This is a genomic window from Microbacterium sp. DMC48 (genome assembly GCF_056313825.1).
On record NZ_JBQUZN010000005.1, the window covers coordinates 24,499 to 38,718 of the forward strand.

Annotated in this window: 15 protein-coding genes and 1 tRNA gene; 4 read left to right on the plus strand and 12 right to left on the minus strand. The window is 69.4% G+C overall.

Annotation, left to right across the window (positions count from 1 at the left end):
- Positions 1–27: 27 nt before the first annotated feature.
- Positions 28–813, minus strand: coding sequence for an isoprenyl transferase (locus ACT53O_RS09190; RefSeq protein ID WP_005052573.1), 786 nt, complete (start codon positions 811–813; stop codon positions 28–30).
- A 121-nt stretch (positions 814–934) separates the two neighbouring features.
- Between ACT53O_RS09190 and trhA the strand changes: the two genes are divergently transcribed.
- Positions 935–1,639: a PAQR family membrane homeostasis protein TrhA gene (trhA, locus tag ACT53O_RS09195; protein ID WP_476152604.1), complete on the plus strand. Its 705-nt coding sequence runs from the start codon at positions 935–937 to the stop codon at positions 1,637–1,639.
- Positions 1,640–1,676: 37 nt separating this feature from the next.
- Here trhA and ACT53O_RS09200 read toward each other — a convergent pair whose 3' ends face one another.
- Positions 1,677–1,991: a hypothetical protein gene (locus ACT53O_RS09200; RefSeq protein ID WP_036318412.1), complete on the minus strand. Its 315-nt coding sequence runs from the start codon at positions 1,989–1,991 to the stop codon at positions 1,677–1,679.
- A 63-nt stretch (positions 1,992–2,054) separates the two neighbouring features.
- Here ACT53O_RS09200 and ACT53O_RS09205 point away from each other — a divergent pair, with 63 nt between their 5' ends.
- Positions 2,055–2,462: a DUF4307 domain-containing protein gene (locus tag ACT53O_RS09205; RefSeq protein WP_036318413.1), complete on the plus strand. Its 408-nt coding sequence runs from the start codon at positions 2,055–2,057 to the stop codon at positions 2,460–2,462.
- A 106-nt stretch (positions 2,463–2,568) separates the two neighbouring features.
- On the plus strand, positions 2,569–3,057 hold the full coding sequence (greA, locus tag ACT53O_RS09210) for a transcription elongation factor GreA (protein WP_005052563.1): 489 nt from the start codon (positions 2,569–2,571) through the stop codon (positions 3,055–3,057).
- A gap of 8 nt (positions 3,058–3,065) precedes the next feature.
- Here the strand turns inward: greA and ilvA are convergent, their stop codons facing one another.
- The 6 genes from ilvA to ACT53O_RS09240 form a co-directional block, all read right to left on the minus strand.
- A complete protein-coding gene (ilvA, locus tag ACT53O_RS09215; RefSeq protein ID WP_294942918.1) occupies positions 3,066–4,292 on the minus strand; it encodes a threonine ammonia-lyase in 1,227 nt (408 codons plus the stop codon).
- Positions 4,289–5,488: an AI-2E family transporter gene (locus tag ACT53O_RS09220; RefSeq protein WP_135949750.1), complete on the minus strand. Its 1,200-nt coding sequence runs from the start codon at positions 5,486–5,488 to the stop codon at positions 4,289–4,291. The genes ilvA and ACT53O_RS09220 overlap by 4 nt, the downstream gene beginning before the upstream one ends.
- 16 nt (positions 5,489–5,504) lie before the next feature.
- Positions 5,505–6,392: a M48 family metalloprotease gene (locus ACT53O_RS09225; protein WP_112931232.1), complete on the minus strand. Its 888-nt coding sequence runs from the start codon at positions 6,390–6,392 to the stop codon at positions 5,505–5,507.
- 13 nt (positions 6,393–6,405) lie between these two features.
- Positions 6,406–6,972 carry a LemA family protein gene (locus tag ACT53O_RS09230; protein WP_005052555.1) on the minus strand — a complete coding sequence of 189 codons (567 nt, stop codon included), beginning with the start codon at positions 6,970–6,972 and terminating at the stop codon, positions 6,406–6,408.
- Between the two features lie 107 nt (positions 6,973–7,079).
- Complete coding sequence (locus ACT53O_RS09235; protein WP_112931231.1) at positions 7,080–8,393, minus strand: D-arabinono-1,4-lactone oxidase; 1,314 nt, start codon at positions 8,391–8,393, stop codon at positions 7,080–7,082.
- Positions 8,390–9,622: an alanine racemase gene (locus tag ACT53O_RS09240; RefSeq protein ID WP_295817434.1), complete on the minus strand. Its 1,233-nt coding sequence runs from the start codon at positions 9,620–9,622 to the stop codon at positions 8,390–8,392. Before ACT53O_RS09240 ends, ACT53O_RS09235 begins: the two co-directional genes overlap by 4 nt.
- An 88-nt stretch (positions 9,623–9,710) precedes the next feature.
- Here ACT53O_RS09240 and ACT53O_RS09245 point away from each other — a divergent pair, with 88 nt between their 5' ends.
- Positions 9,711–10,619 carry an alpha/beta hydrolase gene (locus ACT53O_RS09245; protein ID WP_295817436.1) on the plus strand — a complete coding sequence of 303 codons (909 nt, stop codon included), beginning with the start codon at positions 9,711–9,713 and terminating at the stop codon, positions 10,617–10,619.
- 16 nt (positions 10,620–10,635) lie between these two features.
- Here the strand turns inward: ACT53O_RS09245 and ACT53O_RS09250 are convergent.
- The 4 genes from ACT53O_RS09250 to ACT53O_RS09265 all read right to left on the minus strand — a co-directional run bounded on the left by ACT53O_RS09250 (position 10,636) and on the right by ACT53O_RS09265 (position 14,152).
- Positions 10,636–10,708 (minus strand) — tRNA-Leu (locus ACT53O_RS09250).
- An 89-nt stretch (positions 10,709–10,797) separates the two neighbouring features.
- Positions 10,798–12,270 carry an NAD(P)/FAD-dependent oxidoreductase gene (locus tag ACT53O_RS09255; protein WP_476152015.1) on the minus strand — a complete coding sequence of 491 codons (1,473 nt, stop codon included), beginning with the start codon at positions 12,268–12,270 and terminating at the stop codon, positions 10,798–10,800.
- Between the two features lie 20 nt (positions 12,271–12,290).
- Positions 12,291–13,685 carry a S8 family peptidase gene (locus ACT53O_RS09260; RefSeq protein WP_476152017.1) on the minus strand — a complete coding sequence of 465 codons (1,395 nt, stop codon included), beginning with the start codon at positions 13,683–13,685 and terminating at the stop codon, positions 12,291–12,293.
- Positions 13,682–14,152, minus strand: coding sequence for a DUF501 domain-containing protein (locus ACT53O_RS09265; RefSeq protein ID WP_476152606.1), 471 nt, complete (start codon positions 14,150–14,152; stop codon positions 13,682–13,684). The genes ACT53O_RS09260 and ACT53O_RS09265 overlap by 4 nt, the downstream gene beginning before the upstream one ends.
- Between the last annotated feature and the right edge of the window lie 68 nt (positions 14,153–14,220).

Sequence of the window (14,220 nt, forward strand, 5' to 3'; positions counted from 1 at the left end):
GCGTCGTTACGGGTCGGACCGCTCCGGTCAGCTGCCGTACCGGCGATCACGCGTGGCGTAGTCGCGGATGGCGCGGAGGAAGTCGACCTCGCGCAGATCCGGCCCGAGCGCCTCCACGAAGTAGAACTCGGAATGCGCCGACTGCCAGAGCAGGAAGTCGCTGAGACGCTGTTCGCCCGAGGTACGGATCACCAGGTCGGGATCCGCTTGCCCTCCGGTGTACAAGTGCTCGCCGATCTGCTCCGGGGTGAGGCTGGCGGCGAGCTCTTCGAGCGAGCCGCCGCGCTCGTCGTGCTGCGCGATGATGCTGCGAACGGCGTCGACGATCTCGCTTCGTCCGCCGTAGCCGACCGCGAGGTTCACGTGCAGGCCCGTGTTTCCGGCCGTCCGCTCCTCCGCCGTCCGTAACACGCGGGCCAGGTCCGGTGGCAGCATCTCCGCTCGACCCACGTGCTGCACGCGCCAGCCGGGCTCGAGCGAGAGTTCGTCGGCGAGCTCGGCGATGATCTCGATGAGATCGGCGAGCTCCTGCGAGTCGCGCTTGGTGAGGTTGTCGGTGGACAGCAGGTAGAGCGACACCACACGGATGCCGAGATCGTCGCACCAGCGCAGGAACTCGTGCATCTTCGCGGCTCCGGCACGGTGTCCGTGCGCGACCGTCGTGAAGCCGGCCTGACGCGCCCAGCGACGATTGCCGTCGATCATCATCGCGACGTGATGGGGAACGGTGTCGGGGGTCAACTCGCGACGCAGGCGCGAACTGTAGAGGCGATAGAGGAATCCACGCCCCTCGCCCGAACCGGTGGGTGTCACGTTCCTACGCTACCGCGCGAGCCCCGGCCCCGACCGCACACGGGATATGTGCGGAAGACGGCATGAGGCTGCGCGTAGGCTCGGTGCCGTGACCCGACACGCATCCGCCGAGGGCGCCGACATGCCCCAGCTCCCGCTTCTCGAAGCCGGCTCCGTCCGTGCACAGGTCGACCTGAAGCCCACGTGGCGCGGCTGGATCCACGCCGGAACGTTCCCGGTCGCCGTGGCCGCCGGGGTCCTGCTCATCGTCCTCGCCCAGGGTGCGGCCGCGAAATGGGCCGCGGTCGTCTTCATGGTGACCTCGCTCCTCCTGTTCGGCAACTCCGCGCTGTATCACCGGTTCAACTGGGGGCCGACGACCAAGGCGGTGCTCAAGCGCATCGACCACGCCAACATCCTGCTGCTGATCGCGGGCACCTACACGCCGATCGCCGTGCTGGCGCTGACGCCCGACAAGGGCACCCTCCTGCTCGTGCTGGTCTGGTCGGGCGCGATCCTCGGCATCCTGTTCCGCGTCTTCTGGATCAACGCCCCGCGGTGGCTCTACGTGGCGCTCTACCTTCTGCTGGGGTGGGCAGCGGTGATGTACATCGTCGACCTGCTGCAGGCGAACCTCGCGATGATGGTCCTCGTCATCGTCGGCGGGTTGCTGTACACCGGCGGAGCGATCGTCTACGCGCTGAAGAGGCCGAACCCGTGGCCGGGCCACTTCGGGTTCCACGAGATCTTCCATGTGTGCACCGTGCTGGCTTTCCTCTGCCATTGGACGGCGTGTCTGCTGATCGCGCTGCACCCGCTCGTGCCCTCTCTGGGCGCGGCGGGCTGAGCCGGCGCGTACCGGTCGGACCCACGGCGCACCGGCGTCAGCGTGAGGCGGGGTCGATGTCCTGGTCGTCGGTATCGCTCGCCTCGACGGCCGCCGCCGCCTGAGCGTCGGCGCGGGCCTCGGCATCCGCTGCCGTCTTCGCGTCGAGTTCCTCCGCGATCTCTGCGCGGTAGCCGGCACGACGGATGCGCCGCAGCATGTCGATGAGAAGGAAGATCACAGCCACCGCGACGACCGCGATGCCGACGAAGCCCACGAATCCCGGAGTGACGGCGTCAGGGTTGACCGTCATGGTGGGAGTCGGAATCGCCGGGTCGGCGATTCCCGTGAGCGCGATCGTCAGTGCGTGCATCGTTCCTCTGTTCCGCGCGGAGCGCCTAGCCTGGAAGTCCAGCCTAGAACCTCGGGAAGTGTCATGACCGCGATGCGCACGCAGCAGGAGCTCGACGACCGCTACGGCCGCGTCCGGAGCGCAGGTCGTCGCCGCTCGGCATGGATCGTCGGCGGTCTGGTCGTACTCGCTCTCATCGGCTACTTCGGGTGGAACACCTACACACAGGCCGCGCAGTCCGTCGACATCGACGTCACCGGGTTCGATCTCAGCGACGCGCCGCACAGCGTGACGGTCGATTTCCAGCTCACGCTGGCGCGCGGCAGCGCGGTCAGTTGTGTGGTGGAGGCTCAGGACGAGGATCACGGCATCGTCGGATGGAAGGTCGTCTCCTACCCGGCCGACGACGCTCACAGCCGCACGTTCAGCGAGCGTGTCGCGACGACCGCCGCAGCGACGACCGGTTTGGTCCCCTCGTGCTGGATCCCGTAGGCTGATCCGACACATGCGCCCTGGCAGCTGCCGGGGCGTTTGGCTTAGTGCCGACGGCGGGGGCCGCACACCCATATCGACCGATTCCCATCGACAAGGAGACGACGTGGCCGAGAACACGGAGACCTTCCTCACCCAGGACGCCTACGACCGGCTCGCCGCCGAACTCGAGCACCTGTCGACGACGGGTCGCGAGGAGATCGCCAAGCGCATCGAGGCCGCTCGTGAGGAGGGTGACCTCAAGGAGAACGGCGGTTACCACGCCGCCAAGGACGAGCAGGGCAAGCAGGAGGCGCGTATCCGCACCCTGCAGGCGCTGCTGAAGGACGCCGTGGTGGGCGAGGCGCCCGAGTCCGACGGCACCGTCAAGGGCGGAACCGTCGTCACCGCGATCGTCGCCGGCGGCGAAGAGGTCTTCTTGCTCGGCAGCCGTGAGATCGCGGCCGGCTCCGAGCTCGACGTCTACAGCGAGGCCTCGCCGCTGGGTGCGGCGATCCTGGGCCTGGCCGAGGGTGAGAAGACCTCGTACACCGCGCCGAACGGTCGCGAGATCTCGGTGGAGATCGTCAAGGTCGAAACCTACAACGGTCAGTAGCGCGCGCGTCAGTCCTGCGCGACGCGGGGACGGAAGCCCGCCTCCTCCAGAACAGCGATGACGTGCGCTCGGTGATCCTCGCCGCGGGTCTCCACGCTGAGCTGCAGAATCACCTCGCTGATCTGCAGACCCTGCCCGTGGCGCGTATGGAGCGCTTCGATGACGTTCGCCCCGGCGATGGCGAGCAGCTCGGACACGCGCGCCAGCTGGCCCGGCCGGTCCGGTAGTGGGATCTGCAGGGTCATGTAGCGACCGGATGCCGCCAGTCCGTGCGCCACGACGCGTTGCAGCAGCAACGGGTCGATGTTGCCCCCGGAGAGGATGACGGCAGTGGGACCGCTCGCGGTGATCTTTCCCGCGAGAATGGCGGCCACGCCCACGGCGCCGGCGGGCTCGACGACCTGCTTCGCGCGCTCCAGCAGCACCAGGAGGGCCCTGGCGATGTCGTCATCGCTCACGGTGACGACCTCGTCGACGAGCTCGCTGATCACCTCGAAGGGTGCATCTCCGGGACGCGCGACCGCGATGCCGTCGGCGATGGTCGGCGTCGTCGCGACCGTCAGCGGAACGCCGGCGGCGAGCGAGGACGGGTACGCGGCGGAATTCTCGGCCTGTACCCCGATGATGCGGACGCGTCTTCCCTCGAGGGCAGCCCGCGCCTTCACGGCGGCGGCGACGCCCGCGAGCAGCCCGCCGCCGCCGATGCCGACGACGACGGTCTCGAGGTCGGGCACGCCGTCCCACAGCTCCAGCCCCAGCGTGCCCTGGCCGATGATGATGTCGGGGTGATCGTAGGGGTGGATCATGACGGCGCCGGTCCGTTCAGCGAACTCCGCCGCCAGCCGCAGGGGCGTTTCGACGGTCGCCCCCTCCAGCACGACCTCGGCACCGTAGCCCCGGGTCGCGAGCAGCTTGGGCACCGGAACACCCAGCGGCATGAAGATCGTGGCGGGGATGCCGAGCTTCTGCGCGGCCGAGGCGACGCCCTGGGCGTGGTTGCCGGCAGAAGCGGCGACCACACCGCGCGCGCGCTCCTGCGCGCTGAGACGGGACAGACGGTACGTGGCCCCGCGGATCTTGAACGAGCCGGTGCGCTGCAGGTTCTCGAGCTTGAGGTAGACGGGCGCCCCGAGCACCTCCGTGAGGTGGTCGGAGACATCGAACGGCGTCTTCACGATGACGTCGCGCAGGACGGCGGCGGCGTCCTCGAACTCCGCCAGGGTCGGGAGGGTCACGCGGGCTTCTTCCTACTGCGGGGAACGGTGCTCCAGATGAGATCGGCCCGATCGGGTGGGGCCAGGGGATCGTTCGCGCGGCGTCCGAGGTAGACGGCGACGACGTTGATGAACGCCGCCAGCGGGACGGCGAAGAGTGCACCGGGGATGCCGGCGATCATGGCACCGCCGGCGACGACGAGCACGACGGCCAGCGGGTGGACCTTGACGGCCGAGCCCATCAGCAGCGGCTGCAGCACGTGTCCCTCGAGCTGTTGGACGCCCAGGACGACGACCAGCATCCACAGCGCGATCCAGGGCCCGTTGTAGACGAGGGCGAGGAACACCGCCAGCGCACCGGTGACGATGGCGCCGACGAAGGGCACGAACGCGCCGAGGAAGACGAGCACGCCGATCGGGATGGCGAGCGGAACACCGAGGAGGAAGGCGCCGAGCGCGATGCCGGTGGCGTCGATCGTCGCAACGAGCAACTGCGTGCGCGCATACGTGACGACGGTGCGCCAGCCGGCGCGGCCGGCACCGTCGACCTCGCTGCGCGCGCGTCGCGGGAACAGGCGCACGACCCAGCTCCAGATGCCACCGCCGTCGGCGAGGGTGCACAGCAGGATGAACAGAGCCAGCACCGCCCCGGTGGCGACGTGGCCGACGGTGGAGCCGACCGCCAGAGCCCCCGACCAGAGCACCTCCGCCTGCTGCTGCAGGTAGCCGCCCGCCTGCACCAGCAGATCATCGATCTGCTGCGCCGTGAGGTGGAGCGGCCCGTCGATGAGGTACTGACGGAACTGGCCGATCGCTTCCGTGGTGCGCACCTGCACGCTCGACCACTCACGGGTGATCTGCCAGATCGCCAGCCACAGCAGCCCTCCGATCACCGCAACCGTGCCGAGCACGGCCAGGACGATCGCGAGCCATCGCGGCACCCCGCGCGCCAGCATCCAGGTGAAGGCCGGCCACAGCAGCGCGGTGACGAGGATCGCCACCATGAGCGGGATCACCAGGAGCTTCAGCTGGATGACGAGCCAGATCAGGATGCCGGCCGCGATGGCGATGACCACGAACCGCCACGCATACGCCGTCGCCACTCTGAGGCCCCGAGGAAGCCCGCGGTCGATGTCGGAGGCGACCGTGCGCTCGCGCAGAGTGTCGAGGAACGACCCGCGCGGCGCGGCGCCGTGTCTGTCGTCGGTGCCGCTCATCCCGCCAGTCTAGAACTCAGAACCGTCCGCCCATTTCCTGCAGGCGGGCGATGCGGTCCGGGATCGGTGGATGCGTGGCGAACAGGCGCTCCATCGCACCGGGTCGAAGCGGGTCGCTGATCCAGAGGTGAGCCATCGACGTGTTCGCCTTGGCGAGCGGTCGGCCGTACTCCCCCAGCTTGGCAAGAGCAGACGCCAGGCCGTCGGGGTCGCGGGTGGTGAGAGCACTGGTCGCATCGGCGAGGTACTCGCGCTGGCGCGAGATGGCCGCCTGGACGACCGCGGCCAGCAGCGGCGCCACGATCGCGGCGACCAGGCCGAAGATGAGGAAGAAGAGCTGGGACTGGCTGTTTCCGCCGCGCCGGCCGCCCCCGAAGAAAGCCATCCGCAAGAGGATGTCCGCCACGAGCCCCACGGCGACCACGAGACCGAACACCACGAGCGTGACGCGGATGTCGTAGTTGCGGATGTGCCCGAGCTCATGCCCGAGCACCCCCTCGAGTTCACGATCCGTCATGAGCTCGAACAGGCCCGTCGTCACCGTGATCGCCGCGCGCTCTGGCGTGCGTCCGGTCGCGAAGGCGTTGGGCGCGGCATCCTCGACGACATAGAGCCGCGGCATGGGGGTGCCCGTCGTCAGACACAGGTTCTCGACGATCCGGTAATAGCGCGGAGCCTCCTCGCGCGTCACCTCCTGAGCACCCGAGAGGGCGAGGGCCTCGCGGTCGGCGACGAAATACTGCACGGTCGCGTAGCCGGCCGCACCGACGAGGACGAAAGCCGAGATCCACCAGTTGTTACCCGCGAGCCACCCCGCCGCCAGCCCGATGAGGCCCAGCACCACGATGAAGCCGGCCAGGATCAGCCAGGTGTTGCGCTTGTTGCGGGCGATCGCGGAGTACATGCCGCGCGGCCGATCAGAACTGGATGCGCGGCGGTTCGGCGATGGCGGCGCCGTCGACGACCTCGAAGAACTCCCGCTCGTGGAAGCCGAGGTTGCGCGCGAACATGTTGTTCGGGAAAACCTTGATCTTCGTGTTCAGCTCACGCACGCCGCCGTTGTAGAAGCGACGGGACGCCTGGATCTTGTCCTCGGTGTCGACGATCGACTGCTGCAGCTGGAGGAAGTTCTGGCTCGCCTGCAACTGCGGATAGGCCTCGGCGACAGCGAACAGCGACTTCAGCGCCTGCTGCATGTGTCCCTCCGCCACGCCGGCTTCGGCGGGCGAGCCGGCAGTGAGGGTCTCCGCACGGGCACGGGTGACGTTCTCGAAGACCGCCTTCTCGTGCGCCGCATAGCCCTTGACCGTCTCGATGAGGTTGGGCAGCAGATCAGCGCGCCGTTTCAACTGCACCGTGATATCGCTCCACGCCTCGTCGACGCGCACACCGAGTGCGACCAACGAGTTGTACGTCGCCCAGAGATAGATTCCGGCGATCACCACCAGAGCGACGACGATCAGGACCGGGATCAGCCATTCCATACGACTCCCATCGACTGAGGCTCATCCTATCGGCGCGAGCGCACTCGTCGTCCGCCCCTGGGAGCACTCCCAGCGGTTCCCCATCTGGGAGTGTGCGCGGCGAGCCCTCACGTGCCGAGCACGCGGTCCAGATAGTCGTTTCGGAACATGCGCGTCGGATCGAGGCGGTCACGCAGCGCCAGGAAGTCGTCGAATCGCGGGTAGCGCCCGCGAAGCGCCTCTGCGTCGAGCGTGTGCAGCTTTCCCCAGTGCGGCCGGCCGCCGTGGACCCGCATGATCTCCTCGACGGCGGCGAAATAGGCACGGTGGTCCGCGCGCCAGTACCGGTGCACCGCGATGTATCCGCTGTCGCGCGCGAACGCGGTGGAGAGCCACCGATCGTCGGCGGGCGCCACCCGGACCTCGATCGGAAACTCGATTCGCCATCCTGACTGTTCGACCAGCTCGCGCACCTCTTGGAACGCCACGGCGAGCTCGTCCAGCGGCACGGCGTACTCCATCTCGCGGAAGCGCACGCTGCGCTCCGTGGTGAAGACGCGGTGCGACGCGTCGGAGAAACGCCGGTCGCCCCACACTCGGGCTGACAACCTGTTGATCGCCGGCACCAGCGGCGGAGCGACCCGCCCGGCGCTGCACACCAGTTGGTGCACGCCGTTGCCCACGATCCGCTCGTCGACGATCCGCGACAGCGGCGACAGCGGCGCCGTGGGCGCGTCGCCCGGCATCCGAGTGTTCGTCTTGGTCAAGGCGACATCGGTGTGCGGAAACCAGTAGAACTCGAAGTGGTCGACATCGCGGACGCGAGCATCGAGCGCGCCCACGACGAGATCCAGTCTCTCGGGCTGCTCCTGCGCGTCCAACACGAACGCGGGCACGCATTGCAGCGTCACATCGACGAGGATGCCGAGGGCCCCGAGACCGAGTGCGACGGCGGGCAGGAGTTCGGGCTCGTTCTCCTCGTCTACGGTCAGCAGCTCGCCATCGGCCGTGACGAGGGTCGCGGCCACGACCTGGGTCGCCAGGCCCCCGAAGCCGAGCCCGGTGCCATGCGTGCCCGTCGACAGGGCGCCGGCGATGGACTGACGGTCGATGTCGCCGAGGTTGGCCATGGCGAGGCCGTGAGGAGCCAGAAGCGTCGGAATGCGATGCAGTCGGGTACCGGCCAGGAGCCGCACACGCCCCCGCTCGCGATCGACGGCGACGACACCGCTGAGGTCGCTCAGATCCAGCAGGGTTCCCGGAGCCGCCGCGATTCCCGTGAAGCTGTGTCCCGCTCCCACGGCCTTGAGTGCGCGCCCGCGAGCGCCGGCGGCGCGAACGGAACGGCGCACCGCCTCGATCGTCGTGGGGTACTCGACCAGCTGCGGGCGCACACTCTCGGTACGCGCCCAGTTCTGCCATGTGCCGCCGGGTCGTGTCACAGGAAGCTCTTCCCTTCGCCGCGGTACGTGGCGGCCTCGCCGACGAGGTTCTCGCCGAGTGTGAGGTGGTAGCGATCCACCCGCTCGGCCAGCTCGCCGCTCTTCGCGTGGCGGAACCATACGCGGTCCCCGACGCGAAGCCGGCGCGCCGACTCACCCTGCAGGGGTGTCTGCACTTCGCCCGCCCCCTCCCGGCCCAGCGTCTTGAGCGCGGATGGCCACACCGGGCGTGGCTGGCGGGAGGCGACCGGCGGTCCGGATGCGATCCATCCCCCACCGAGCACGACGGCGATGTCGTCCAGCGGCTTGCGGACGACCTCGAGGGCGAAGGCCGCGGCCGGCGCCGGCGCGAAGGCGCGGTAACCGTCGAAGAGGTGACCGGCGAGCAGCCCGCTGCCGGCTGTGGTCTCGGTCACGGCCGGATCGGCCGCCGTGAACTCGAGGGAGCCGGTCCCGCCGCCGTTGACGAACTCCAACTCCGTGATCTCACGCAGCCCCGCCACGATCGCCCCGCGGCGCGCGACGAGCTCTTCGCGTGACCGGTGCTGCATCCAGCGGATCACGCCGTCGCCGGAGCCGGTGTGGTCCGGCTGGCCGGCGATCTGCGCCTCGTACATCATCAGCCCGACCAGATCGAATCCGGGGCGAGCGAGGATCGAGCGCGCGAGCCGCAGGACTTCCGTCGGTTCGTGCACGGGCGAGCGTCGCACGCCGATGTGGCCCAGCACGGGTGCCCGCCACGACGCATCCGCATCGATCGCGACACGGATGCGTGCGCGAGAGGCGGGAGCGGCGACGGCATCCACCGCATCCAGCTGGGCGGGATCGTCGACCATCAGCGTGATCCGGTGCGCGAGATCGTCGTCGTGGACGAGGCGCTGCAGCGCGGCGCGGTCGACGCTGGGATAGCCGAGCACGATGTCGTCATGATCGCGCGCCAGCCAGATCGCCTCGGGAAGCGTGAAGGCGAGGATGCCGCGGTAGCCCGGGATCGCGAGAGTGGCGCCGAGTACCTCACGCACCCGAATCGACTTGCTGGCCACGCGGATCGGCACGCCCGCAGAGCGCACCACGAGATCCATCGCGTTGAATCGAAGCGCATCGAGGTCGATCGAGGCGACGGGTCCGGACACCGCCGAGACGGCGGCCGATCGTGCCGTCCAGAACGCGGCCGGATCATCCCCGTGCACGTGGGGGGCAGGGGGGAGGCTCAGGAGGTCGAGACTCATCGGATTCGGGGCTCCTTCGCGCGTGAGGGCACCAGCCTAGATGACACGCGGTGTCATCTACAGTGGAACTCGAGGATATTCTCAACGGGTGACCGTGCTGATGAAGCTGACCGTGGGTGCACTGTGGCTCACCGCCGGCGCCACGCGCCGAGACCTCTCGAGTGCGGAGTATCTGTCCCGGGTCGACTCGCATCGCACGTTCGCGCCCGTGCCCAAGGACGCCGGTGCCTTCGGACGCCTGACCGAAGGCGCGATCGGCGGGTCGACGGTTCTGCGCTGGCAGCCGCGCGACCACGTCGCCAGGCGCGAGTTGATCTATCTGCCGGGCGGCGGGTTCGTGAACCCTCTGGTCAGCCAGCACTGGTGGATCATCCAGCGGATCATGACGGCCACGCAAGCGGCCATCACCATCGCCCCGTACCCGCTGACGCCGGAGCACACGGTCGATGATGCGCAGGCGTTCATCGACGCTGTCTACGACGACGTCGCCGGACGCCCCAGCACCACTTCTCTCTTCGTCGCGGGAGACTCCGCCGGCGGCAATGTCGCCGCGACGCTCGCCCTCCGAGTCCGCGACGGCGACCGGCGCCCCCTGGACGGCCTGATTCTGCTGTCGCCGTGGGTGGATCCCACGATGCGCACGCCGGGCGCATGGCAGCGCGAGCGCCGAGACCCCACGCTGCGCTGCGCGGGTCTGCGCGCGGCTGCCGAGGCATGGTCGGGAACACACGATCTCCACGACCCGCAGATCAGCCCCATCGACGATTCCTTGGCTGGCCTGGCACCCCTCCTCGTCTTTCAGGGTGCTCGCGACGTCTTCCACGACGATGCGGTGGCGTTCGTCGAGAAGGCCCGCGCCGCCGGCACCTCTGCGCGCATCGTGATCGCTGAGGACGGCTTCCACGTCTATCCGGGCGCCTACTGGACCCGCGAGGCGCGGGAAGCGTACGAACTCATCGGCCGCTTCGTCGCAGACCCGAGCGGTGTCGTGGGCTGACGCGCACCGACAGGAGTACCCCCGGTGGGACTCGAACCCACACTGAAGCGATTTTAAGTCGCCTGCCTCTGCCATTGGGCTACGGGGGCCCGCTACCAGGGTAGCGACGCCGGACCGACGAGACCCCCACACCGCCGCGGCGGTGTGGGGGTCTCGTGCGTCAGACTTGCAGCCCTGTTCAGCTGGCGGCCGTGGCCTTCTCCTCGACCTTGGGTTCGGCCGCGCCCCCGGTCTTCTCGGCTGCGACCGACTTCGGGTCGATCGCCGGTGCCGCCGGGGCAGCAGCCGGGGCCGCCGGGCGGGGACGCGAGGCGAACTCCTCGAACACGTAGCGCGGGTTCTGGACGGTCTGCAGCGACACGTTGTCGCGGCGGAGCCAGAAGTTGTGCCACCAGTCGCCGATCACGCGCCACTTGCGCTCCCACGAGGGCATGGCCAGGCCGTGGTAGCCGCGGTGCGCGCACCACGCGATGAAGCCCTTGAGCGCGATGTTTCGCGACTGGAAGACACCGTTGTACAGTCCCAGGCCGGCGACGGCACCGAGGTTGTGATGGATGTACTCGCGGGGCAGCTCGTCGCGGAGGACGGCCACGAGGTTCTTCGCGAGCAGCTTGGCCTGACGAACGGCGTGCTGCGCGTTGGGCACGCAATAGCCGCCGACGCCCTTGCCCGTGAGGTCCGGGACGGCGGATACGTCACCGGCCGCCCACGCGCCCTCGACGACCTCGTCCGCCGTGCCGACGCGCAGGTCTGCACGGGTGCGGATGCGTCCACGCTCCTCCACGGGCAGGTCGCTGCCGCGCACGACGGTGGGGTTGGCCATGACGCCGGCGGTCCAGATGATGAGATCGGTCGGGATGACCTCGCCGGTCGAGAGCTCGACGTTGCCGTCCACGGCGCCGGTGACCTGGGTGTCGAGGTGCACGTTGGCGCCCCGCTTGGCGAGGTCCTTGAGCACCCACTCGCTCGTCTTCAGCGACACCTCGGGCATGATGCGTCCCATGGCCTCGACGAGGTGGAAGTGCGTGTCCTCGAAGCGCAGCTGCGGGTAGTCCTTCAGCAGCGAAGAGGCGAGAGCGCGGGTCTCCGCGAACACCTCGATGCCCGCGAAGCCACCGCCGACGACGACCACGGTCAGAAGGCGGTCGCGCTCGGGACCGGCGGGAAGGTTCGCCGCACGGTCGAAGTTTGTGAGGATGCGGTCGCGGACGGCGACGGCCTCTTCGATGGTCTTCAGGCCGATCGCGTTCTCGGCGATGCCGGGGATCGGGAAGGTGCGCGAGACAGCACCGGCGGTGACCACGATCTGGTCGTAGCTCTCCTGCCACGCGTCGCCCTCGGCCGGCGTGATGGTGGCCGTGCGGGTGGCGTGGTCGATGCCGGTGACCTTGGCGGTGACGACACGCGTCTTCTTCAGGTGCCGACGCAGGCCCACGATGACGTGACGAGCTTCGATCTCACCGGCCGCGACCTCGGGCAGGAAGGGCTGGTACGTCATGTACGGCAGCGGGTCGACGATCGTGACCTCGGCCTCACCCTTGCGCAGGTGCTTCTCGAGCTTCCACGCCGTGTAGAAGCCGGCGTAACCGCCACCGACGATGAGGATCTTGGGCACGGCACGCGTGGCCGTGCTGGTCTCTGTGTGAGTCACAGGTGGAAGCACTCCTTGAATCAACGGCTCGGAGTACGAGGTGCGCGCTCCGATCTGATGCGCCGGGCAGCAGCAGTGACACCGAGCGCGACCAGTATAGCCGTCAGGGTGACCCCCACGAGCGGCACGGTGCCGTAGAGGAGGGTGTCGACGCTCGGCAGCAGCGGGGAACGTCGATCCAGCGTCTCGGCCGCCGGCAGCTGTTCGATGGTGACGGGCGAGGAGGTCGGGGTGGGCTGGGGGCCGGCGTCGGCGCGACGGTACAGCCGGATCCAGTCGGACAGACTTCCCATCGGGTTGCTGTTGACGCTCGCGACCGACGCGCTCACCGCGGCGTTCGCATCGATGAGCCCGTAGCCGTACTTCTCGTCGGGCACCTTGGTCGCCGCGGCGGCGGGCCGCGCCGTCTTGATGATGCGGTTGATGACGTTGTCGGCATCCAGGTCGGGGTGAGCCGAACGCACGAGCGCCGCGATGCCGGCCACGATGGGCGCGGCCCCACTGGTCCCGTCCCAGACGACGAGCTGCCCGTCGGCGGAGACGCCGAGCAGCTGCTCGCTCGGCGCGGAAATGCCGATGGTGATGCCCTGCGTCGAGGCCTGTTCGCTGGCAGTGCCGGCACGGTTGACACCGCCGACGGTCAGCACCCCGGGGATGGTCGCCGGCGCGCCCACCTCTTCGGTACCGCTGCCCTTGTTTCCGGCGGCCACCACGACCACGACGTCGTGGTCGAACGCGTATTGGAAGGCATCGTCCCACGACGGGTCCCAGGTCAGGGTGTTCGTCGTGAACGAGAGGTTGATGATGTCGGCGCCGTGATCGACGGCCCACTTCATCGCATCGGCGACCTGCTGCACGAACGGCACCGAGGATGCCGCGCCGAATCCGATCGACAGCGAGAGCAGATTCGCCTCGGGGGCGACGCCGATCATCCCAGTGTCGGCACCGGTTCCGCGGGCGGCCGCCAACGAGGCCACCCAGCTGCCGTGGTTGGCATCGACAGCCCCGACCGGGGTGCGCCCGTCCGACGACCCGGCTCCGGAGAAGTCCGCTCCCCCGACGACCGCACCGGAGAACTCCACCGGGGATCGGCCAATGCCGGTGTCGATGACAGCGATCGTCACCCCCTTGCCGCGGGTGGTCTGCCACGCCTGCCGGATGCCGTACTCGTCGAGCCAGTACTCCGCCGCGCGGGCGGGATCGCCCGTTCCCGGCGGAGGTGCCGTCGCGGCGAGGGCCGACGGCCCGGCGAGAGCCGCCGGGGCAGGGTCGCCCGCGGCGACGGCCGCCGGGGCAGGGCCGCCAGCGGCGACGGCGACCGCGGGAATGCTCGCCGCACCCGCCGCAGCCTGCCCGCCCAGGCCGATCATCACGGCGGTGACGACGGCGACGAGCCGCCGACGGCGAGCGCTCACACCGCGCTCCGCGGGTCGGCGCACGTGCAGCGCTCGGGCGACCAGTCGGCGCGCGCGAGCGCGAGGTCGCCGATGGGGTTCACCCCGGTTCCGGCGGCCAGCGCATGCCCCGCGAGGGCATGCAGACACTTGACGCGTGTCGGCATCCCGCCCGCGGAGATGCCCGCGATCTCCGGCACGTCGCCGTACACCGCCCGGTCGGACAGGTACGCCTCGTGCGCCGCGAGATAGGCGGCGGCGATGTGCTCGTCGTCGGCGAGCAGGGCGGCCAACTCGGGCATCACCTGGTTCGCCTCCAGCGCCGACATCGCGGCCGTCGCGCCGGGGTGGGTCAGGTAGTAGAACGTCGGAAACGGCGTGCCGTCGGGGAGCCGCGGTTCCGTGGCGACCACCGTCGGATTGCCGCACACGCAACGTGCGGCGATGCCGACGACGCCACGCATCGGACGTCCCAACTGGGCCCGCATGACCTCGAGGTCGGCGGCGGAGGCGGGGCTGAGAGCGGGATGCGGCACCCGTCAAGGGTACCGGGGCG

Coding starts and splice junctions, on each gene's coding strand:
- trhA (WP_476152604.1), top strand. CDS start 935: ATGCCCCAGCTCCCGCTTCTCGAAGCCGGCTCCGTCCGTGCACAGGTC.
- ACT53O_RS09200 (WP_036318412.1), bottom strand. CDS start 1,991: ATGCACGCACTGACGATCGCGCTCACGGGAATCGCCGACCCGGCGATT.
- ACT53O_RS09205 (WP_036318413.1), top strand. CDS start 2,055: ATGACCGCGATGCGCACGCAGCAGGAGCTCGACGACCGCTACGGCCGC.
- ACT53O_RS09220 (WP_135949750.1), bottom strand. CDS start 5,488: ATGAGCGGCACCGACGACAGACACGGCGCCGCGCCGCGCGGGTCGTTC.
- ACT53O_RS09225 (WP_112931232.1), bottom strand. CDS start 6,392: ATGTACTCCGCGATCGCCCGCAACAAGCGCAACACCTGGCTGATCCTG.
- ACT53O_RS09230 (WP_005052555.1), bottom strand. CDS start 6,972: ATGGAATGGCTGATCCCGGTCCTGATCGTCGTCGCTCTGGTGGTGATC.
- ACT53O_RS09240 (WP_295817434.1), bottom strand. CDS start 9,622: ATGAGTCTCGACCTCCTGAGCCTCCCCCCTGCCCCCCACGTGCACGGG.
- ACT53O_RS09265 (WP_476152606.1), bottom strand. CDS start 14,152: ATGCGGGCCCAGTTGGGACGTCCGATGCGTGGCGTCGTCGGCATCGCC.